A 22,419-nucleotide genomic window follows, 5' to 3' on the forward strand; every position below is an offset into this window, starting at 1 on the left:
CAGCGGCCGGCACGATCTGGTGGCGGACCCTGCATACGCCGCCGGATTGAAATGAATGCGCAATCGCCTGTTCATGAAGTGCGATAACCGCTGGCGCGAGCGCCCCGGCAGCGCTACAATTCGCACTCGCCGAATCACGAAAGCCGGACCGGTCCCAGACCGCACGTCCGCGCTTTTTTGCAACCGGATTTCCGTGAAGCGCAGGCGTGACTTCGGCAGCCCCCTCGGTAGCCAAAGTGAGATTCCCGTGACCCAAGCCGCAATCCTCGTCCTCGAAGACGGCACCGTATTCGAGGGCGAATCCGTAGGCGCGCCCGGCCTGTCCGTCGGTGAGGTGGTGTTCAACACCGCCATGACCGGCTACCAGGAAGTGCTGACCGACCCGTCCTACGCCCGGCAGATGGTCACGCTGACCTATCCGCATATCGGTAACACCGGCATGACCGACCAGGACAATGAAGCGTCCAAGGTGTGGTCGGCCGGCCTGATCGTGCGCGATGTTCCCCGCCGTCCCAGCAACTGGCGCAGCCAGGTGTCGCTGCAGGACTGGCTGATCCAGCGTGGCGTGGTCGCCATCGCCGGCATCGACACCCGCAAGCTGACCCGCATCCTGCGCGAGAAGGGCGCGCAGAACGGTGCGCTGATGGCCGGTGACATCGACGTGGAAAAGGCACTGGAAGCCGCCCGCAAGTTCCCGGGGCTGAAGGGCATGGATCTGGCCAAGGTCGTCACTACCGAGAAGACCTACACCTGGACCGAGGGCCAGCTGGACCTGGATGCCAACGCCTTCGTCAGCGTGCCGGCCAAATACAAGGTCGTGGCCTACGATTTCGGCGTGAAGACCAACATCCTGCGCATGCTGGCCGAGCGTGGCTGCGAAGTGACCGTGGTGCCGGCGCAGACCCCGGCCGCCGAAGTGCTGGCACTGAAGCCGGACGGCGTGTTCCTGTCCAACGGCCCGGGTGACCCGGAACCGTGCGACTACGCCATCGAAGCGATCAAGACCTTCATCGACGTGAAGATCCCGACCTTTGGCATCTGCCTTGGCCACCAGCTGCTGGGCCTGGCCTCGGGCGCGCAGACCATGAAGATGGGCCACGGCCACCACGGTGCCAACCACCCGGTGCAGGACCTGGACAGCGGCCGGGTGATGATCACCTCGCAGAACCACGGCTTCGCGATCGATGAAGCGACCCTGCCGGCGACCCTGCGCGTGACCCACCGCTCTCTGTTCGATGGCACCAACCAGGGTGTCGCCCGCACCGACGTGCCGGCGTTCTCGTTCCAGGGCCACCCGGAAGCGTCGCCGGGCCCGACCGATGTCGGTCCGCTGTTCGACCGCTTCGTGGTGCTGATGGAGCAGGCCAAGTCGTGATCAGTACGCCGCAGGCCCCCCGGTGGCGTCGCGATGGACCGTAAACCCCGCAACGCTGCTGCCGCTGGCGCGGCGCTGCGGATCAAGATTCCTGATCGACAGCGTGCGATCACCCCCCTTGTCACGCTGTACTGACTTAGAGAAGAAAATGCCCAAGCGCACTGACCTCAAGACCATCCTCATCATCGGTGCTGGCCCGATCGTCATCGGCCAGGCCTGCGAGTTCGACTACTCCGGCGCCCAGGCCTGCAAGGCCCTGCGTGACGAGGGTTACCGCGTGGTGCTGGTCAACAGCAACCCGGCCACGATCATGACCGACCCGGAGATGGCCGACGCCGTCTACATCGAGCCGATCAACTGGCAGACGGTCGAGAAGATCATCGCCAAGGAAAAGCCCGATGCGCTGCTGCCGACCATGGGTGGCCAGACCGCGTTGAACTGCGCGCTGGACCTGGCCGACAACGGCGTGCTGGAGAAGTACAACGTCGAGCTGATCGGCGCCAAACGCGAAGCGATCCGCATGGCCGAAGACCGCGAGCTGTTCCGCGTCGCCATGGGTGAGATCGGCCTGGAATGCCCGACCGCCGCCGTCGCCCACACCCTGGACGAAGCGCTGGAGATCCAGACCCGCGTCGGTTACCCGACCATCATCCGCCCCAGCTTCACCCTGGGCGGCAGCGGTGGCGGCATCGCCTACAACCGCGAAGAGCTGGTCGAGATCGTCAGCCGCGGCCTGGAACTGTCGCCGACCACCGAAGTGCTGGTGGAAGAGTCGGTGCTGGGCTGGAAGGAGTTCGAGATGGAAGTGGTCCGCGATACCGCGGACAACTGCATCATCGTCTGCTCGATCGAGAACCTGGACCCGATGGGCGTGCACACCGGTGACTCGATTACCGTGGCGCCGGCGCAGACCCTGACCGACAAGGAGTACCAGCGCCTGCGCGATGCCTCCATCGCCGTGCTGCGCAAGATCGGCGTCGATACCGGTGGCTCGAACGTGCAGTTCGGCATCAACCCGAAGACCGGCCGCGTGGTCGTCATCGAGATGAACCCGCGCGTGTCGCGTTCCTCGGCGCTGGCCTCCAAGGCCACCGGCTTCCCGATCGCCAAGGTCGCCGCCAAGCTGGCCGTGGGATACACCCTGGACGAACTGAAGAACGAAATCACCGGTGGCCTGACCCCGGCCTCGTTCGAGCCGTCGATCGACTACGTCGTCACCAAGATCCCGCGTTTCGCTTTCGAGAAGTTCCCGGCTGCCGACGCCCGCCTGACCACCCAGATGAAGTCGGTGGGCGAGGTGATGGCGATGGGCCGTACCTTCCAGGAGTCGGTGCAGAAGGCGCTGCGTGGCCTGGAAACCGGCAAGGTCGGCTTCGACCCGACCGGCCTGGACCTGAGCAATGAAGAAGACCTGCAGACCCTGCGCCGCGAGCTGAAGGCCCCGGGCCCGGAGCGCCTGTTCTTCGTCGCCGATGCGTTCCGTGCCGGCATGAGCGTGGAAGAGATCTACGCACTGTCGTTCATCGATCACTGGTTCCTGGACCAGATCGAGGAAATCATCGCGGCCGAAGCCGACGTCGCTGCCGGTGGCATCGACGCGCTGGACGCCGCCCGCCTGCGCAAGCTGAAGCGCGCTGGCTTCTCCGACGCGCGCCTGGCGCAGCTGACCGGCACCAACGAAGCCGCCATCCGCGCGCTGCGTCGTGCGCACAAGGTGCGCCCGGTCTACAAGCGCGTGGATTCCTGCGCCGGTGAGTTCTCCACCGGCACCGCCTACCTGTACTCGACCTACGAGGACGAGTGCGAGGCCGCGCCGAGCAACCGCGACAAGATCATGATCCTGGGTGGTGGCCCGAACCGCATCGGCCAGGGCATCGAGTTCGACTACTGCTGCGTGCACGCGGCACTGGCGCTGCGCGAGGATGGCTATGAAACCATCATGGTCAACTGCAACCCGGAAACCGTGTCGACCGACTACGACACCTCCGACCGCCTGTACTTCGAACCGCTGACCCTGGAAGACGTGCTGGAAATCGTCGAACTGGAACAGCCGAAGGGCGTGATCGTGCAGTACGGCGGCCAGACCCCGCTGAAGCTGGCGCGCGCGCTGGAAGCCAACGGCGTGCCGGTGATCGGCACCAGCCCGGACTCCATCGACCTGGCCGAAGACCGTGAGCGCTTCCAGCAGCTGGTCGACAAGCTGGGCCTGAAGCAGCCGCCGAACCGCATCGCCCGCAACGACCAGGAAGCCCTGCTGCTGGCCCGCGAGATCGGCTACCCGCTGGTGGTGCGCCCGAGCTACGTGCTGGGCGGCCGTGCGATGGAAATCGTCTACGGCGAAGCCGACCTGGCCCGCTACGTGCGCGACGCGGTGAAGGTGTCCAACGATTCGCCGGTGCTGCTGGACCGCTTCCTCGACAATGCCGTGGAGTGCGACGTCGACATCATTGCCGATGCCCAGGGCAACGTCCTGATCGGCGGCGTGATGGAGCACATCGAAGAAGCCGGCGTGCACTCGGGCGATTCCTCGTGCTCGCTGCCGCCGTACTCGCTGTCGGCTGAAACCCAGGCCGAGCTGCGTCGCCAGGTGGTGGAACTGGCCAAGGCCCTGAACGTGGTCGGCCTGATGAACACCCAGTTCGCGATCCAGACCAGCGATGAAGGTGCCGACACCATCTACCTGCTGGAAGTGAACCCGCGTGCTTCGCGCACCGTGCCGTTCGTGTCCAAGGCCACCGGCATGCCGCTGGCCAAGATCGCCGCCCGCTGCATGGCCGGCAAGACCCTGGCCGAGCAGGGCGCGACCAAGGAAATCGTGCCGGACTACTACTCGGTGAAGGAGGCGATCTTCCCGTTCGCCAAGTTCCAGGGCGTCGACCCGATCCTCGGGCCGGAGATGCGCTCCACCGGTGAGGTGATGGGCGTCGGCCGCACCTTCAACGCTGCCTTCGCGCGTGCGCAGGAGGCCGGTGGCATCAAGGCACCGCCGGTCGGCAAGGCCTTCGTCTCGGTCCGCGATCCGGACAAGAAGCGCGTTCTGCCGGTGGCCAAGGCGCTGCTGGCGCGTGGCTACAGCCTGGTCGCCACCCGTGGCACCGCCGCGTGGCTGCAGCAGCACGGCATGGACTGCGAGATCATCAACAAGGTGGTCGAAGGCCGTCCGCACATCGTCGACTCGATCAAGAACGGCGAGATCGTCTACATCGTCAACACGACCGAAGGTCGTTCGGCGATCAACGACTCGTTCTCGATCCGTCGCGAGGCGCTGCAGCATCGCGTCACCTACTCGACCACCATTGCCGGCGCCAAGGCGCTGGTGGATTCACTGGAATTCCGCGGCACCGGCCCCGTCTGGTCGCTGCAGGAGCTGCACAAGGAGTTGAATGCATGAGAGCCCCCATCACGATGAAGGGCGCGCAGAAGCTGCGCGACGAACTGGATCACCTGAAGTCGGTCAAGCGCCCGAAGGTCATTGCGGCCATCGCCGAAGCGCGTGAGCATGGCGACCTGAAGGAAAATGCCGAGTACCACGCCGCGCGCGAGGAGCAGGGCTTCATCGAAGGCCGCATCAAGCAGCTGGAAGGCGAGCTGTCGCACGCCGAGATCATCGACGTGAGCAAGCTCAATGCCGGCTCGAAGGTGGTGTTCGGCGCCAGCGTGACCCTGGCCGACGTGGAAACCGACGAAGAGAAGAAGTACCAGATCGTCGGTGACCTGGAAGCGGACATCAAGCTGGGCCTGATCGCCATCTCTTCGCCGGTGGCGCGCGCGATGATCGGCAAGCTGGAAGGCGATTCGATCGTGATCGACGCCCCGGCAGGCCAGCGCGAGTACGAGATCGTCAGCGTCAGCTACGTGGACTGACCCGGTGGCAACGGCGACCCTGCTGTTGCCGGCGCGCAGCCGCTTTGCCGCGGCTGCGCTGCCTGATGACGTCGCGCGTGCCCTGGGCCGCGCCAACGCCTCGCAGTTCGAAGCCGGCGAGCGGGCGCAGCTGCAGCGCCATTTCACGGTCGCCGCGCCGCACTGGCCGGTAGCCGCACTGAGCCGCCAGCGCGACGTCGGCGATGCCGCCGGCGCCAGCTGGCTGCGCGCCGATCCGGCCTGCATGGTGCCGGACATGCATGGCGCGCGGATGATGGCCTACGGCGAAACGCTGCGGCCGACGCTGGCCGACTGCCTGGCCCTGCTGCCGGTGCTGCAGCCGTTGTTCGCCGATGCCGGGTTCGTGCTCGACGCGCCCGATCCCTCGCGCTGGTACCTGCGGCTTCCGATCGACCTGGCCCTGCCGGACTTCGACAGTCCGGACGAGGTGCTGGGCGATGACCTGTTCTCGCACCTGCCGGAAGGCGAGGGTGGCCGCCGCTGGCGGGCGCTCATGACCGAAGCGCAGGTGCTGCTGCACAACCATTCCTGGAACCAGCAGCGCGCCGCGCAGGGACAACAGCCGATCAATTCGCTGTGGTTCTGGGGTGGCGGCGTGATGCCGGTGTCGGTCAGCACGGCGCATGCGCAGGTGCGCAGTCGTGATGCCCTGCTGCAGGGCCTGGCTCTGGCGGCAGGCGTGGCCGTGGATGGCGAGCAGGCGGTGGATGCACTGGTCGACCTGCGCCAGCTGCGCTCTTTGCAGCAGCTCGGCAATGATGCGATCCGTCCGCTGCTGGCCGCGCTGAAACGTGGCGAGCTGCAGCGGCTGGTGCTGGATTTCGAGGATGGCCTGCAGTTCCAGCTGGATCGCGGCCAGCGCTGGCAGTTCTGGAAGAAGCCGCGGCAGCTTCACGATTGAGCGGGGTCAGATCCGTTTTCCATGGGAAAACGGATCTGACCCCCGATGTTTGCCGGGGTTGCCGGCCAGCGGCCGGCACTACCGCAGGAGCCGGGCGCAATCCCGCCAGCCTCTCCCACGCGCGGTATCATCCCTCTGTCTTTCGTAACCGGCGATGCCGATGTCCCTTGCCGCCGATGCCGTGCAGCCCTCCTCTGATACGCCGACGATCCGCCGCCGCGATGCGGTTGCGCCCGCCAACTGGCCGGAGGGCACTCTGCCGTTGCTGGCGCGGCTCTACGCCAGTCGCGGTGCCGGTACCCCGGAGCTGGCGCTGCCGAAGCTGGGCAGCCTGCATGCGCCCGAGCTGCTGACCGGCATCGACGATGCAGTAGGCCTGCTGGTCGAGGCCATCGCCAACGACAAGCGCATCCTGGTGGTCGGCGATTTCGACTGCGATGGTGCTACCGCCTGTGCGGTCGGTGTGCGTGGCCTGCGCATGCTCGGCGCGCAGCATGTCTTCCACGCGGTGCCGAACCGCATGGTGCACGGCTATGGCCTGTCACCTTCACTGGTGGAGGAGTTGGCCGAGCTGCAGCCGGATCTGCTGGTCACGGTCGACCACGGCATTGCCTGCCACGCGGGTGTCATCGCGGCCAAGGCGCGTGGCTGGCAGGTGCTGGTCACCGATCATCATCTTCCCGGTCCGCAGCTGCCGCCTGCCGATGTCATCGTCGATCCGAATCTGGACGGCGATGCCTTCCCCAGCAAGTCGTTGGCCGGTGTCGGCGTGATCTTCTACGTGCTGATGGCGCTGCGCCGGCAGATGCGCGAGGCCGGCGTCTTTGCCGATGGCAAGGGGCCGGACCTGACCACGCTGCTGGACCTGGTGGCGGTGGGCACCGTTGCCGACCTGGTGGCACTGGATCCGAACAACCGTGCGCTGGTCAGTGCGGGCCTACGCCGTCTACGCGCAGGGCAGGGCTGTGTCGGCCTGCGTGCGCTGATCGAAGCCAGTGGCCGTGATGCCGCGCGACTGACCGCCACCGATATCGGCTTCGCACTCGGCCCGCGCCTGAACGCGGCGGGCCGGCTGGAAGACATGGCGCTGGGCATCGCGCTGCTGCTGACCGAAGACCCGCGCCAGGCGCGCGACATCGCGCAGACGCTGGAGCAGATCAATTCGGAACGGCGCGCCGTGCAGCAGTCGATGACTGACGACGCCGAGCAGGCGTTGACCCGCGTGGTGCTGGACATGGCCGGCCAGCGACCGGTGGCGGCCTGCCTGTTCGACGCCGATTGGCACCCGGGCGTGGTCGGCCTGGTCGCGTCGAAGATGAAGGATCGCCTGCATCGCCCGGTGATCGCCTTCGCGCCTGCAGAACCCGGTGCCGACACGCTGCGTGGCTCGGCGCGCTCGATTCCCGGCCTGCACATCCGTGACGCACTGGCGCTGGTCGATGCGCGGCATCCGGGTCTGATCGAACGTTTCGGTGGTCACGCCATGGCGGCCGGCCTCAGCCTGCGGCTGGATCACGTCGATGACTTCAAGGCGGCCTTCGTGGCTGTCGTGCTGGAAATGCTCGACCCCGCAGCATTGCAGCAGCAGGTTCTCAGCGACGGCGAACTGGCCGCAGACGAGCTCGACCATCGCCACGCCGATGCGTTGCGCCTGGCTGGACCGTGGGGCCAGGGCTTCCCCGAGCCGCTGTTCGATGGCCACTTCGAAGTGGCCAACTGGCGCGTGTTGAAAGAGCGCCACCTGAAGCTGGAACTGCGCCTGCCCGGTGTACCCGGCACGATCAACGCGATCCATTTCGGCGGCTGGCACGGTAACGCGCCCGGCCGTCATGTGCATCTGGCCTATCGACTGGCCTGCGATGACTATCGTGGCGGCAGCGCCATCCAGCTGATCGTCGAGCACAGCCTGCCTGCGTGAGAAAAAGGGGACGGAGGGGATTAAGTCGCTTGTGCCTTGTTTGCCACTTGCGACTTAATCCCCTCCGTCCCCTTTTTCTGTGGCGTCAGCGGACCTCGCTGACCAGCATCGGCAGTTCCCAGGTGCCACCGGGCACGCCCCGGCATAGACCCGGTGCCACCTCGGACGTCGCGATGAAGTTCGTCCCGTCCCACGTCCAGGTTGCGTGCGAAATGCAGTCAGCGAGGCCGCGGCCCTTCTGCGCGGCAATGATCTGGCCGTCGGTGTAGTCGATCGCATCGCTGGTCACCCATTGCGCCTGGAACGGCGCCTGCGGGCTGGCGACCCAATAGCCATCGCCGATGTTGTAGGCCCCGCGCCAACACGGGACCGTGACCAGCACATGCTGCGCGTCCAGGCGCCGGACCTGCAGCGGGGAGTTGCTGAGCGGAACGTCGGCATCAGTTTCCTGCAGGCCTTCGCAGCTGTCGTCCTCCAGCGTGGCGCGCAGTGCTGCGCGCAGGGCGGGTGAGGCGGCCAGCCTAGCAAACGCGGGATCATCCGGAGTTGAGTCCAGGGTAGCGGCCTTGCGCACAACCGGCACCGGCAGTGCGGCGGGGACGCTGGATTCAGGCGTGCTGCCCTTGCGCATCACGGCGCCGGGCGTGCCGAGGCGGCCCTGGTACTCATCGATCTTCAGCAGTACCGCCGCGGCACCCTTGTCCGACAGCGGCCAGCGATGGCCAGCGCCATCGGTCACGCTGATTCCACCGCCGCGCACCAATGCGTAAAGCAGTGCGCTGGTCTGCGCAGCAGTCACGCTGTGCCTGCCTGCGCTCTTCAAGGGAGCAAGGACACCCAGGTCCTGTTGCTGGATGCGCAGATGCAGCGCGCCCTTGGGCTGGGTCTGGCCTTCTTCCGGCTGCAGCGTCAGGCGGCCCTGGATGGCCTGATCCGGGCCGCCCTTGCGGGTGAGCAGCACACTCAGGGTGCTGTCATCGTCGGTGGCGTAGCCGGCGGCGCGGCAGGTCAAGGTGTTGTCACAGGCCACGACCCAGTCGTGGTGCTGGAAATACAGGCTTTTGGCCGGAGCCGCAGCAAGGGCCGTCAGGGGGCAGGCCAGTGCCAACAGAGTGGCCAGCAGGGGCAATCGCATCGGCATCCTTGCGCGTGTGGGAGCGTGGGGCATGGTGCCTGTGGATGGGGGCAAAGAAAAGCCGCGCACGGTCCAACCCCATTCCGGCTGTCCGTGCGTTCAAACGTCCACGATCCCTCTGGAGCCCTGTCATGGTCTTCGTCCGTTGCTGCGCTGTGTTGTTGCTGGCCCTCGCGGCCGGGCCTGTCGGCGCTCAGTCGCCACGCATTGCCAGGCCGCAAGCCACCACCCCGCTGTTGATTGCGCCCGCCGCCGAACAGCCGGTGCAACTGCAGCGCGCCCGCATCGAAGGCGAGGTCCAGGCCGGCGTCGCCCAGACCCGGATCACCCTCGAATTCCATAACCCGAACCGGCGCGTGCTGGAGGGCGAGCTGCAGTTCCCGCTGGCCGATGGCCAGCAGATCACGGGCTTCGCGCTGGACATCAACGGTGAACTGCGTGACGCCGTGCCGGTGCCCAAGGACCGTGGCCGCCAGGTATTCGAGGAAATCGCCCGCCGCGGTGTCGACCCGGGCCTGCTGGAACAGACCGCCCACAACCCTCGCCTGCGCATCTATCCGCTGCCGGCCGGTGGCAGCCGACGCGTGCAGCTGGTGATTCGCGAACCGCTGGCCTTCGCCGGCCAGGGCTGGCAGTGGACGCTGCCGCTGCAGTTCGCCGCTGGCGCTGCATCGGTTGAGCTGAAGCTGCAGGCGCCGGAAGCGGCCACCGCAGGTACGGCTCCGTTCCGTATCAACGCAGGCCGGCTGCAGTGGCAGGGCAGGGGCGCGCAGTTGCCGGCGCAGCTGCAGTGGAGCCTGCCGGCGGCACGTCAGGCACAGGTGCAGGTGGCACCCTGGCAGGATGGTCACTTCCTGCTGGCGCAGCTGCCGGTGACGGTCAGCCGCACGCCGCGCACGCTTCCCAGCGAAATCGGCCTGCTGTGGGACGGTTCCGGTTCGGCGGGCCAGCGCGATCGCACACGTGAGTTCGCCTTGCTGGATCGCTATTTCGCAGCGCTGGGTGACGGCACTGTGGCATTGACCGTGCTGCGTGACCGTGCCGAACCGATGCGTCGCTTCCGTGTCCGTGCAGGCAACTGGAGCGAGCTGCGTGCAGCACTGCAGGCCGTACGCCCTGACGGTGCCAGCGCGCTGGCGCAGTGGCAGCCGCAACCGAGCGTGAAGGAATACCTGCTGGTCAGCGATGGCCTGCTGACCTATGGACTGGAAGCACTGCCAGCACTCGCACCGCAGCAGCGCCTGTTCGCGGTCAGCAGTGCTGGTGCGCGAACCGATGTAGTGCGCCTGCGCGGCTGGAGCGAAGCGCATGGCGGTCGCTTTGTCGCGCTGGGCAAGGATGTTGATGCGGCCGCTCGCGAACTGCTGTCGTCGCCGTTGGACGTGCAGGTCGATGCGGGCCGTGGCGTACAGGATGTTGTGATCGATCGTCGCAGCGAGGCCGAAGGCTGGCTATGGCTGCATGCCCGCCTTGCGGCGGACGGCGTGCCGATGCGGGTGCGCGTGGGCGGCGGTGAATGGCAGGCACTGCCGGCAACGCAGAAGAGTGACGACGGTGAATTGCTGGGCGGCTTGTGGGCGCAGGCCCGTCTGCAGCAACTCGGCGCCGACCGCCGAGGCAACCGCGAGGCAATGCAACTGCTGTCGCAGCAGTTCGGCCTGGTCGGACCGGACACCTCGCTGATCGTGCTGGAAACCCTGGAGGACTACCTGCGCTACGCGATCCGCCCGTCCGGCAAACTGCGCGCCGAGTACGATGTCCGCTTCGCACGGCAGGTGAGCGATCGCGGCGCTGCCGATCACCAGCGCCTGGACCAGGTTGCCGCACGCTGGAAGGAGCGCCAGCAGTGGTGGAACCGCAGCTGGCCGAAGGGAGCGCCTCCACAGTTGAAAGGCGGGGCGCTGGAAGTTGCATCCGCGGACTACGCGATGGACTCGGCGCCGGTGGCGATGCTCGCTGGGCCGGCCCCCGCGGCACCGCCCGCGCCGGCACCGATGGCCGCAGCTGCCGAGCAGCGTATGGAAGCCAGCAGCGCGCGCGCACGTCGCTCAGCGTCCGCATCGAACAAGGCCCTGGATTCAATCACGGTCACTGGTGGTCGTGTCGCTGCGCCCGCTGCCGCCAACGAGGGCGAGCTCGGCATCCAGCTGGCGGCCTGGCAGCCGGATTCGGCCATCGCCCGGCGGCTGCGCCAGGGCCCGGCGTCGCAACTGTATGACCGCTACCTGGCCGAGCGCGATGCACATGCCGACAGCAGCGCGTTCTTCCTCGATGTGGCCGATCTGTTGCTGGAGCAGGGCCAGCGCGAACTTGCACTGCGCGTGCTGTCGAACCTGGCCGAGATGGACCTGGACAACCGCCACCTGCTGCGTGTGCTCGGCTACCGGTTGATGCAGGCGGATGCCCCCGCGCTGGCGGTGCCGGTGTTCGAGCAGGTGCTGGCGATGGGCCAGGAAGAACCGCAGAGCTTCCGCGATCTTGGCCTGGCACTGGCGGCTGCGGGCAAGCCGCAGCAGGCGTTGGCGCCGCTGTATCAGGTGGTGGTGCGGCCGTGGGACAACCGCTTCGACGGCATCGCCCTGATCGCGCTGGATGAGCTGAACAACCTGGTGGCACGCAGCACGCCACGGCTGGATACCCGCAGCATCGACCCGCGCCTGCTGCAGGCGATGCCGCTGGACCTGCGCGTGGTGCTGTCGTGGGATGCCGACAACAGCGACATGGACCTGTGGGTGACCGACCCGAACGGCGAGCGCGCGTACTACGGCAACCGCCTGACCTACCAAGGCGGGCAGATGTCGCAGGACTTCACCGGCGGCTATGGCCCCGAGCAGTTCTCGCTGCGCAATGCCAAGCCCGGCAAGTACAAGGTGGAGGCCAATTACTTCGGCAGCCGCCAGCAGCTGGTGACCGGTGCGACGACCCTGATGCTGCGGCTGACCACGCACTGGGGCACGCCGAAGCAGAAAGACCAGATGGTCACGATGCGGCTGAAGGACCGCGCCGAGACCGTGCTTGTGGGCGAGTTCGAGGTGAAATGATCGATCCCGGGCTTTTGTAGAGTCGAGCTTGCTCGACTGCCTCAAGGTGGAGCCGAGCCCATGCTCGGCTCACGGCAGAAGCAGCCGAGCGCGGGCTCGGCTCTACAACGGCACCGAACTCAGCGCGCCGTTGCGGCGCGTGCAATCGGCGACGCTGGCGGATCGGCACGGAGGCCGAACAGCGGCCGCAGCCAGCGCGAGCGGCGGATCAGCAGCTCGTGGATCAGCAGGCAGCCGCCGATGGTACCGGCCAGCAGCAGGGCCGGTTCCATCCACGGGCCCAGTTGCAGTGGCTTGAGCCAGAACAACAGCACGATGATCAGGCTCTGGTGCAGCATGTACCAGGGATAGATGGCCTCGGTGCAGTACCGCAGCCAGCGGAACGGGCGATCAAGGAACACCTTTCCCCAGCCCAGGATGGCCAGCAGCACGGTCCAGACGTACAGCGACTGGCTGGTCCGGACCTGCAGGTCCCAGAACGGTTCGGGCCATTGCCGCAGGGGGGAATCGGCCGCCAGCACCTGGCCAAGGATGCGCAGGCCCATGTACCAGCCGATCGCCGCCAGTGCCAGCCACAGCGTGGTGCGGCGCAGGGCCACCACCCGTTCCCAGAACAGTGGCTCGCGACTCAGCAGGTAGCCGGCCAGGAACACCGTGGCGTACTTCGCGTGCTGGTACCAGTCGCCGAGCAGGGCATTGGTGGACGGATAGATCGGCTCCAGCCAGATCACCCAGGCCAGCAACAGGGCGAACGGAATGCCAATCAGCAGCGCGGGCGAGGCTGCAACGCGTGCCATCGCGCCGCGCACTACTGTCGTTCCCAGCAATGGCATCAACAGGGCCAGCGCCAGGGTGTAGTTCCACAGGTAGGCCAGGTACCACAGGTGGTTCCAGGTGATGCCGTACTGCCAGCCGGCGAAGCTGCCTTCCGGCCAGGGCCGCACCTGCCAGTAGCGCAGCAGGAAGTGGCCGAAGCCCGGTGCCACATGGCCGTTGGACACGCCTTCGCAGTACGGCTGGATCGGTACGATCACGAACATGCCGAACAGCAGGGGCAACAGCAGCTTCCAGGTGCGCAGGCAGGCGAAGCGCAGCAACCTGCCTTCGGGTCGCATCAGCGCGATGGCGATGCCCGAGATCAGGAACAGCAGTGACATCCGCCAGCGATTGACGAACACCATCGGCCACTGCAGCCATTCGGCCGTGTGCACGCTCTTGAGGTGGAAGCCCCAGTCGTCCACATAGGCCATGGCGGTGTGATAGAGGATCAGCAGGGCGAAGGCGAACACGCGCAGGGCGTCGATGTCGTGGCGTCGGGTCATGGGGGTGGTGTGCCGGAGAGTCGAGCCAAGGTGACGCCGCCCGGTCCGAGCAGCGACTTCCAAGGGGCCGCCGGAAGCCGCGCAGTGACCAATGGCGGGGGTGGTGGGACCAATGGAGCCGCTACCCTCGGTCCCTTGAGGCAGGCTGGAGCACCGCAACGACATGGATGCAGCAATGACCCAGGGCCGACCACCGCGCTGGCGCACGTCAACCCGCCTGCTGGTATGGGCGGCCATCCTGTCCGCTTCAGCAGTGACCAATGCGCTGGTGGAAGTGATGGATGCCGGTCGCCGTGGTGCCGATCTGGGTTTGTGGGAGCCGATGATCTGGGAGTTCAGCAGCCTCGTCCCGATCCTGCTGACCCTGCCGCTGCTGTGGCGGGCCTGCGAGCGTTGGCCGCTGCATGCCGATACCTGGAAGCAGCGATTGCCGCTGTATCTGCTGGCCAGCGTCGGCTGGTCGCTGCTGCACGTGGTGGGGATGATGCTGCTGCGGCACCTGGCCTATGGAGCACTGGGCTATCGGTACCAGGACGATGCCGGCTGGCTGGAGCGTTTTGCGTACGAATACCTGAAGGATGTACGCACGTTTGCGATGTTCGTGGCACTGGAGCACTTTGCGAGCTGGTTTGGCCGGCGCCGGCAGGGTGAGGCGAGCCTGCTGGCCGAGCCCGATGTCGGCCCACCGGTGGAGCCGGTCGAGCGCCCCCAGCACTTCCTGGTGCGCAAGCTGGGCAAGGAGTTCCTGGTCGCCACCGCCGACGTGGAGTACGCCCAGGCGGCGGGGAACTACGTGAACCTGCGGGTACGCGGCCACGACTACCCGCTGCGGATCACCATGGCGGTACTGGAACAGCGGCTGGACCCGGGCGAGTTCCTGCGTCCGCACCGCAGCTGGCTGATCCATCGGGGCCAGCTGCGCTCGATCGAGCCGCTGGACGGCGGCGAGGCCCTGCTGCACATGGCCGACGGGGCGAAGGTGCCCTGCAGCCGGCGCCAGCTACCGCTGCTGCGGCAGGCGCTGGGGGCAGGGTGAGGCCCTCATTCCGGGCATCCCCGGCCTGCGGTATCATTACCAGTCATCTTTTGAATGCATAACCGCCGACATGATCGAACTGAATCCTGTCCGCCAGCGCATCACCGATCTGACCGATCGCGTGCTGTCGCTTCGGGGGTATCTTTGACTACGACGCCAAGAAAGAGCGTCTTGAAGAAGTAACGCGGGAGCTGGAAAGCCCCGACGTCTGGAACAACGCCGAATACGCCCAGAACCTGGGCCGCGAGCGTTCCAGCCTGGAAAAGACCGTGGGCGGCATCGCCTCGGTGTTGGACGGCCTGGCTGATGCCACCGAACTGCTTGAGCTGGCCGAGTCCGAGCAGGACGAGGACACCGCGCTGGCCGTGGTCGCCGACCTGGACAAGCACCAGTCGCACGTCGAGAAGCTGGAGTTCCAGCGCATGTTCTCCGGCGAGATGGACAATGCCGCTGCGTTCGTCGACATCCAGGCCGGTGCCGGTGGCACCGAAGCCCAGGACTGGGCCGAGATCCTGCTGCGCATGTACCTGCGCTGGTGTGAATCGCGCGGCTGGAAGACCGAGCTGATGGAAGTCTCCGGTGGCGACGTCGCCGGCATCAAGTCGGCTACGCTGCGCGTGGAAGGCGACTATGCCTACGGCTGGCTGAAGACCGAGACCGGCGTGCACCGCCTGGTGCGCAAGTCGCCGTTCGACTCGGACAACCGACGCCACACCAGCTTCACCTCGGTGTTCGTGTCGCCGGAGATCGATGACAACATCGACATCACCATCAATCCGGCCGACCTGCGTACCGACGTGTACCGTTCGTCCGGTGCCGGTGGCCAGCACGTGAACAAGACCGAGTCGGCGGTGCGTATCACCCACATCCCGACCAACATCGTCGTGGCCTGCCAGACCGGCCGCAGCCAGCACCAGAACCGCGACAACGCGATGAAGATGCTGGCCGCCAAGCTGTACGAGCTGGAGATCCAGAAGCGCAACGCCGAAAAGGACGCGGTGGAAGCCACCAAGTCCGACATCGGCTGGGGCAGCCAGATCCGCAATTACGTGCTCGACCAGAGCCGTATCAAGGACCTGCGTACTGGCATCGAGCGTTCGGATACGCAGAAGGTGCTGGACGGCGACCTCGACGAATTCGTCGAAGCCAGCCTGAAGGCCGGCCTGGCCGTGGGCTCCAAGCGCGTCGATGCCTGATCGACGTGCCTGCGCGGAGATCGTCACCCTCGTGCGCAACGCCGAGGGTGGTTGAACCGTTTTTGTGTAGAGCCGAGCCATGCTCGGCTGCTTTTCGCGAGCTGGTGGATGCGTCGAGCATGGCTCGACGCTACAAAGTGTAGGACGGGCCGATGATGCGCAGCGAAAGTGAACGCAAGGAACTCGGCGGCTTCCTCAAGGCCTGCCGCGCCCGTGTCGATCCCGCCACGCTCGGCCTGCCGGCCGGGCGCCGGCGTACCCCGGGCCTGAAGCGCGAGGAAGTGGCACTGGCGATCGGGGTCAGTGTCAGCTGGTACACCTGGATCGAGCAGGGTCGCGAAGTGCGCGCCTCGCCCGAGGTGCTGGAGCGGCTGGCGCAGGTGCTGCGCATGAGCGACGACGAACGCGCCTACGCGTTCGCGCTGTCCGGCTACGGCGTGCCGCTGGAATCACCGGACGAGAGCGTGACCGACGGCCTGCGCCAGCTGGTCGAGGCCATGCAGCCGATCCCGGCCTACGTGCGCAATACCCGTTACGACATCCTGGCCTGGAACCCGGCCATCGCCGACCTGTTCGTGGACTACAGCCAGCTGGCGCCACATGAGCGCAACACGCTGCGGCTGATGTTCCTGTACCCGCCGTACCGCACGCTGATCCTCAACTGGGAAGAAATGACCCGCGGCCTGCTGGCAGGCTTCCGCGCGGCGATGGCGCAGGCGCCGGACAAGGCCCCGTTCCTTGCGCTGGCCGAGGACATCGCCGCGCACAGCGAGGAGTTCCGCCAGTGGTGGCCGGAGCACGACGTGCGCCGATTCGACGAAGGTGCGAAGAAGCTGAACCACCCAACGCGCGGGTTGCTGGACCTGCAGTACGTGGCGTTGGTGCCGGAGAGCCGGCACGACCTGTCACTGGTGACCTACCTGCCGCGTAGGTAGGGGGTTGTTCGGCAGGGCTTGCAGCCCTGCACCTGCTTCAAGCCGAAGCAACGGCAACAGCAACAGCGAGCTATCCGTGGGTTGGCGGGGCGGTGTCGGAGTGCGGGGACGCCGCAAGTACGTCCGTGTAGGCTTGGCAGCCGCATCCATGCGGCTGACACCCCGCACCCCGACACCGCCCCGCCTTTGACAGTTTCTCGTGATCTGGTAGATCCACGCCATGCGTGGATGGTTTTCGATCTCAATTGGAGATATTTGATTCCGAAAGAGATTCAGCCACGAACGACGTGGATCTACTGTGGCGACCGACTCGCGTCTGGGGCAGAGCCCCCTGAGTCAGGGGGCGGCCGCGAAGCGGCGGGGGTCTGGGAGCTGGTAAGTGGGGCCCGCGGTTCGCGTAGCGAAGCGTGGGAGCGGCAGCGCGCATGCGATGGCGCGTACCCAGGGCGCAGCCCTGCCGATAACCCAATTCAGGCAGGTAACTGCAGGTCACAGGATAAGCAGACGCCTTGTTGCCTCCGCCAATCGGGTCCACATTCCTGTGCAGGAGACGGGCCGCCGCCCGTTGTCGAGACACCAGGAGACCTGCATGTCCGCTGCCCCCAGCACCGCCATTTCCCGCGATCCGGCCACCGGCCAGCAGATCGCCAGCCATCCCTTCGCCACCGACGCCGAACTGGAAACAATCCTGGATCGCGGCCAGGTTGGCTTTGCGGCCTGGAGCGCCAGGAGCCTCGAACAGCGCGCAGACGTACTGCGTGCGATGGCCGCGGTACTGCGCCGTGACCGTGAAAAGCTGGCCGTGCTGGCCACCGCCGAAATGGGCAAGGTCCAGGCCGAGTCGCTGGCCGAGATCGAGAAGTGCGCCGTGCTGTGCGACTGGTACGCCGACCACGGTGCGCAGTTCCTGCGCGACGAACCGACCCAGGTGCCCGACGACAAGGCTTACGTGTCCTACCTGCCGCTGGGCGTGGTGCTGGGCATCATGCCGTGGAACTTCCCGTACTGGCAGGTGATGCGCGCGGCGGTACCGATCCTGATGGGCGGCAACGGCTTCCTGCTGAAGCCGGCCGAGAACATCGTCGGTACCGCGCAGCTGCTTGACGCCGCCTGGCGCGACGCAGGCCTGCCGGAAGGCACCTTCATCGCCGCCAACATCAGCCGCGAGGGCACCAGCCGTGCGATCGCCGATGACCGCATCGCCGCCGTCACCCTGACCGGCAGCGTGGCCGCCGGCCGCAGCATTGCCGCCCAGGCCGGGCAGGCGCTGAAGAAGGTGGTGCTGGAACTGGGCGGCTCGGACCCGTTCATCGTGCTGGCCGACGCCGATCTGGACGCTGCCGTCGAAGCGGCGGTGGCCTCACGCTTCCAGAACACCGGGCAGGTCTGCATCGCCGGCAAGCGCATCATCGTTGAAGACGCGGTGTACGACCGCTTCGTGGCGCAGTTCTGCCAGAAGGTGCAGGCGCTGACCATCGGCGACGGCCGTGAAGCCGGCAACCGTATCGGCCCGATGGCACGCCAGGACCTGCTGGAACAGCTGGACGCGCAGGTACGGGCCTCGGTGGACGCGGGCGCGAAGCTGCTGGTCGGCGGCCATCAGCTGGATCGCCCGGGTGCGTTCTACGCGCCCACCGTGCTGGCCGACGTGGAGCCGGGCATGCAGGCTTTCGATACCGAAACCTTTGGTCCGGTTGCCTCGATCAGCCGTGCCCGCGATGCCGACCATGCGGTGGAACTGGCCAACCAGAGCGAGTTCGGCCTCAGCGGCAACCTGTGGAGCGGCGACCGCGCACGGGCCATGCAGCTGGCGCGCCGGCTGCAGACCGGCGGCGTGTTCGTCAACGGTTTCTCCGCCTCTGACCCGCGCGTGCCGATCGGTGGCGTGAAGAAGAGCGGCTTCGGCCGTGAGCTCTCGCACTTCGGCATCCGCGAATTCGTCAACGCGCAGACGGTGTGGTTCGACAAGCGTTGACGCGCAGCTTCCATCCTTCCTGCAACGATCCATCATCAGTCCAGCGAAAAGGACGGCATTCCAATGTCCAAGGGTTCAGATCTGCTCGTCGCCGCGCTTGAGAACGAAGGCGTCGAGCGTATTTTCGGTATTCCCGGCGAAGAGAATCTCGACGTGGTCGAGTCGCTGCGCCATTCCAGCATCGAGCTGGTCATCACCCGCCACGAGCAGGCAGCGGTGTTCATGGCAGCCACCTATGGCCGGCTGACCGGCAAGCCGGGCGTGTGCCTGGCCACGCTTGGCCCGGGCGCGCTCAACTTCACCACCGGTGCCGCCTACGCGCTGCTTGGCGCGTGGCCGGTGATCATGATCACTGGCCAGAAGGGCATCGTCGCCAGCAAGCAGGCACGCTTCCAGATCGTCGACATCGTCAGCACCATGAAGCCGCTGACCAAGCAGGCGCGGCAGATCGTCTCGGCGCGCACCATTCCGACCATCGTCCGCGAGGCATTCCGTACCGCGCTGGAAGAGCGCCCGGGCCCGGTGTTGCTGGAGCTGCCCGAAGACATCGCGGCCGATGAGGTCGGGGACGTAGCGCTGATTCCGCCGCATGCGGTGGATCGTCCGATTGCCAGTCCGGAAGCACTGGACCGCGCGGCGGAGATCATCCGCAATGCCAAGCGCCCGCTGCTGATGATCGCCTCGGCGGCGTCGCGGCCGCAGTCCAGCGAAGCGTTGTCGGCCTTCGTGCTGCGTGCCGGCATTCCGTTCTTCACCACGCAGATGGGCAAGGGCGCGGTGGCCGGTGGTTCGGGCCTGTACATGGGCACCGCGGCGCTGACCGAGCGCGACTACGTGCACATGGCGATCGACCAGGCCGACGTGATCGTGACGATCGGCCATGAGGTCACCGAGAAACCGCCGTTCGTGATGCGCCCGGGTGGGCCGACGGTCATCCACATCGGCTATTCGCAGGCGGCGGTGGAGCAGGTCTATTTCCCGCAGGTGGAGGTGATCGGCGATATCGGCCGTTCGCTGACCCAGCTGGCCGACCGCATCGAAGGCGCGGTGCCGAATGCCGACGCGCTGCTGCCGCTGCGCACTACCATTCTGGAACACCTGGCTGACCGTGCCGAGGAAGCTGGATTCACCCCGCAGCGGCTGGTGCACGACGTGCGCCAGGTGATGCCGCCGGACGGCATCGTGGCGCTGGACAACGGCATGTACAAGATCTGGTTTGCGCGCAATTACCGCACCCAGGTGGCCAATACGCTGCTGCTGGACAACGCGCTGGCGACGATGGGCGCGGGCCTGCCGTCGGCGATCATGGCCTCGATCCTGTACCCGCAGCGGCGGGTGCTGGCGGTGTGCGGCGATGGCGGTTTCATGATGAACAGCCAGGAGCTGGAGACCGCGCGCCGGCTGGGCCTGAACCTGGTGGTGCTGATCCTCAACGACGGCGCCTACGGCATGATCCGCTGGAAGCAGGCGGTGGATGGCTTCACCGACTACGGCATGACCTTCAGTAACCCGGATTTCGTGAAGTATGCGGAAGCCTATGGCTGCAAGGGACATGAGGTGACGGCCATCGAGCAGTTCATCCCGACGCTGGAGGCGGCGTTCAACGAGGGTGGGGTGCACCTGGTATCGGTGCCGATCGACTACTCGGAGAACCAGCGGGTGCTGGTGGACGAGCTGCGGCAGGCGTTTCCCGGGAACGGTTGACGCCTACCGGGGCATCGGTTCCCCGGAATCCGGTAGGTGTCGACCTTGGTCGACACGCGGACCGCCAACCAAGGTTGGCGGCTACCAGGCGGCGGGCAGTGGGCCTGGTAGGTGTCGACCTTGGTCGACACGCGGACCGCCAACCAAGGTTGGCGGCTACCAGAGCGGCGGGCAGCGGACCTGGTAGGTGTCGACCTTGGTCGACACGATGGAGCGCCAACCAAGGTTGGCGGCTACCAGGCGGCGGGCAGTGGGCCTGGTAGGTGTCGACCTTGGTCGACACGATGGAGCGCCAACCAAGGTTGGCGGCTACCAGGCGGCGGGCAGTGGGCCCGGCCCAGGGCTGGGGCGGGGCGGTTTTGGTATGCTGGGCAACCGGCTGTGCCGGGCGCAACATCCCCCCTCACTACACGATTCCCGCAGATCCATGAGCGAAGCTACCGATACCCCCCCCGTTGACGAAAACAAGTTGATCGCCGAGCGCCGCGAGAAACTCAAAACGCTGCGTGGGCAGGGCATCGCGTACCCGAACGATTTCCGTCGCGAGGACTTCGCCGGCCGCCTGCAGGAAGAATTCGCCGACGCCGAGCAATGGACCGCTGAGGCCCTGGAAGGCAACGGCCGCCAGGTGAAGATGGCGGGCCGCCTGATGGCCAAGCGCATCATGGGCAAGGCCAGTTTCGCGCAGATCCAGGACGAGTCCGGCCGCATCCAGCTGTTCCTGCAGGGCACGGTGCTGGGCGATGCCTACACCGCCTTCAAGGGCTGGGACGTGGGCGACATCATCGCCGTCGAAGGCGGCCTGACCCGTACCAAGACCGGCGAGCTGTCGGTCAAGGCCGAATCGATCCGCCTGCTGACCAAGTCGCTGCGCCCGCTGCCGGACAAGTGGCATGGCCTGGCCGACGTCGAGCAGCGCTACCGCCAGCGCTATGTCGACCTGATCGTGACCCCGGAGTCGCGCGCGGTGTTCATCAAGCGCTCGAAGATCATCCGCGCGATGCGCGCGTGGCTGGACAACCGCGACTTCCTGGAAGTCGAAACGCCGATGATGCATTACATCCCCGGCGGCGCGGCGGCCAAGCCGTTCACCACCCACCACAATGCGCTGGACCTGGACCTGTACCTGCGCGTGGCGCCGGAGCTGTACCTCAAGCGCCTGACCGTGGGTGGCCTGGAGCGCGTCTACGAGATCAACCGCAACTTCCGCAATGAAGGCGTCAGCACCCGCCACAACCCGGAATTCACCATGATGGAGCTGTACGAGGCCTATGCCACGTACAACGAGATCATGGACCTGACCGAAGGCGTGATCCGTGACGTGGCCAGGACGGTCAATGGCGGCACCGAGGTGGAGTGGGATGGCGCGAAGATCGACCTTGGCCCGGCGTTCCGCCGCTGGCGCATGGACGAGGCGGTCCGCCACCACAACCCGGAAATCTCTGCTGCCGACTGCACCGACCGCGATGCACTGCTGCGCCATTGCGAGCGCTTGAAGATCCGCGTCAAGCCGTCCTACGGCTGGGGCAAGCTGCTGCTGGAGATCTTCGAGGCCACGGTCGAGCACACCCTGATCCAGCCGACCTTCATCACCGACCATCCGGTGGAGGTCTCGCCGCTGGCCCGTGCCAACGACAACGATCCGGGCTACACCGACCGCTTCGAGCTGTTCGTCAACGGCAAGGAGCTGGCCAATGGCTTCTCCGAGCTGAACGACCCGGAAGACCAGGCCCAGCGTTTCCAGGCCCAGGTGGCGGCGAAGGAAGGCGGCGATGACGAGGCCATGCACTACGACGCCGACTACATCCGTGCGCTGGAGTACGGCATGGCACCGACCGGCGGCCTCGGCATCGGCGTCGATCGCCTGGTGATGCTGCTGACTGGCAGCAGCTCGATCCGTGACGTGCTGCTGTTCCCGTACATGCGTCCGGAGCAGTAAGTCGTCTTTTTGACTCCTGTTTGTGCGCGCCGTCGCGAAATGAGACGGCGCGATTGA

The 22,419-nt window shown here is 66.5% G+C and carries 14 protein-coding genes; 12 read left to right on the plus strand and 2 right to left on the minus strand.

Features of this window, described 5'->3' with window-relative positions:
- Positions 1-247 precede the first annotated feature (247 nt).
- The 5 genes from carA to recJ all read left to right on the plus strand — a co-directional run bounded on the left by carA (position 248) and on the right by recJ (position 8,079).
- On the plus strand, positions 248-1,375 hold the full coding sequence (carA, locus tag ACZK45_RS09740) for a glutamine-hydrolyzing carbamoyl-phosphate synthase small subunit (protein WP_478445776.1): 1,128 nt from the start codon (positions 248-250) through the stop codon (positions 1,373-1,375).
- 148 nt (positions 1,376-1,523) lie between these two features.
- Positions 1,524-4,766: a carbamoyl-phosphate synthase large subunit gene (gene carB / locus ACZK45_RS09745; protein ID WP_071229307.1), complete on the plus strand. Its 3,243-nt coding sequence runs from the start codon at positions 1,524-1,526 to the stop codon at positions 4,764-4,766.
- Between the two features lie 8 nt (positions 4,767-4,774).
- Positions 4,775-5,239: a transcription elongation factor GreA gene (gene greA / locus ACZK45_RS09750; RefSeq protein ID WP_026347191.1), complete on the plus strand. Its 465-nt coding sequence runs from the start codon at positions 4,775-4,777 to the stop codon at positions 5,237-5,239.
- Positions 5,240-5,243: 4 nt separating this feature from the next.
- A complete protein-coding gene (locus tag ACZK45_RS09755; RefSeq protein ID WP_125895378.1) occupies positions 5,244-6,161 on the plus strand; it encodes a phosphoglycerate mutase in 918 nt (305 codons plus the stop codon).
- Positions 6,162-6,321: 160 nt separating this feature from the next.
- Positions 6,322-8,079, plus strand: a complete 1,758-nt coding sequence (gene recJ / locus ACZK45_RS09760) for a single-stranded-DNA-specific exonuclease RecJ (protein WP_125895377.1) — start codon at positions 6,322-6,324, stop codon at positions 8,077-8,079.
- Between the two features lie 85 nt (positions 8,080-8,164).
- Here recJ and ACZK45_RS09765 read toward each other — a convergent pair whose 3' ends face one another.
- Positions 8,165-9,214, minus strand: a complete 1,050-nt coding sequence (locus ACZK45_RS09765) for a DUF1176 domain-containing protein (RefSeq protein ID WP_478445777.1) — start codon at positions 9,212-9,214, stop codon at positions 8,165-8,167.
- Positions 9,215-9,345: 131 nt separating this feature from the next.
- Between ACZK45_RS09765 and ACZK45_RS09770 the strand changes: the two genes are divergently transcribed.
- Positions 9,346-12,255: a DUF2135 domain-containing protein gene (locus tag ACZK45_RS09770; RefSeq protein ID WP_478445778.1), complete on the plus strand. Its 2,910-nt coding sequence runs from the start codon at positions 9,346-9,348 to the stop codon at positions 12,253-12,255.
- Positions 12,256-12,374: 119 nt separating this feature from the next.
- On the opposite strand, the gene ACZK45_RS09775 is transcribed toward ACZK45_RS09770, so the two are convergent.
- A complete protein-coding gene (locus ACZK45_RS09775; protein ID WP_478445779.1) occupies positions 12,375-13,577 on the minus strand; it encodes an acyltransferase family protein in 1,203 nt (400 codons plus the stop codon).
- 175 nt (positions 13,578-13,752) lie between these two features.
- Between ACZK45_RS09775 and ACZK45_RS09780 the strand changes: the two genes are divergently transcribed.
- From ACZK45_RS09780 to lysS, 6 genes are all read left to right on the plus strand, one after another.
- Positions 13,753-14,613 (plus strand): LytTR family DNA-binding domain-containing protein, encoded by an 861-nt coding sequence (locus ACZK45_RS09780; RefSeq protein ID WP_134950753.1) that lies wholly within the window; start codon positions 13,753-13,755, stop codon positions 14,611-14,613.
- Between the two features lie 70 nt (positions 14,614-14,683).
- Positions 14,684-15,809, plus strand: a protein-coding gene (gene prfB / locus ACZK45_RS09785) for a peptide chain release factor 2 (RefSeq protein ID WP_097048047.1) whose coding sequence is annotated in 2 segments (ribosomal slippage) — positions 14,684-14,758 and positions 14,760-15,809 — 1,125 coding nt in all. Because the reading frame shifts where the segments join, the coding sequence is not laid out codon by codon here.
- Between the two features lie 152 nt (positions 15,810-15,961).
- Complete coding sequence (locus ACZK45_RS09790) at positions 15,962-16,744, plus strand: helix-turn-helix transcriptional regulator (protein ID WP_125895372.1); 783 nt, start codon at positions 15,962-15,964, stop codon at positions 16,742-16,744.
- Between the two features lie 589 nt (positions 16,745-17,333).
- Complete coding sequence (locus tag ACZK45_RS09795; protein ID WP_478445780.1) at positions 17,334-18,719, plus strand: NAD-dependent succinate-semialdehyde dehydrogenase; 1,386 nt, start codon at positions 17,334-17,336, stop codon at positions 18,717-18,719.
- Between the two features lie 63 nt (positions 18,720-18,782).
- Complete coding sequence (locus ACZK45_RS09800) at positions 18,783-20,423, plus strand: acetolactate synthase large subunit (protein ID WP_197585335.1); 1,641 nt, start codon at positions 18,783-18,785, stop codon at positions 20,421-20,423.
- Positions 20,424-20,850: 427 nt separating this feature from the next.
- Complete coding sequence (lysS, locus tag ACZK45_RS09805; RefSeq protein ID WP_049424637.1) at positions 20,851-22,362, plus strand: lysine--tRNA ligase; 1,512 nt, start codon at positions 20,851-20,853, stop codon at positions 22,360-22,362.
- Positions 22,363-22,419: the final 57 nt, after the last annotated feature.

The organism is Stenotrophomonas sp. 63632_Sma, from assembly GCF_056482875.1.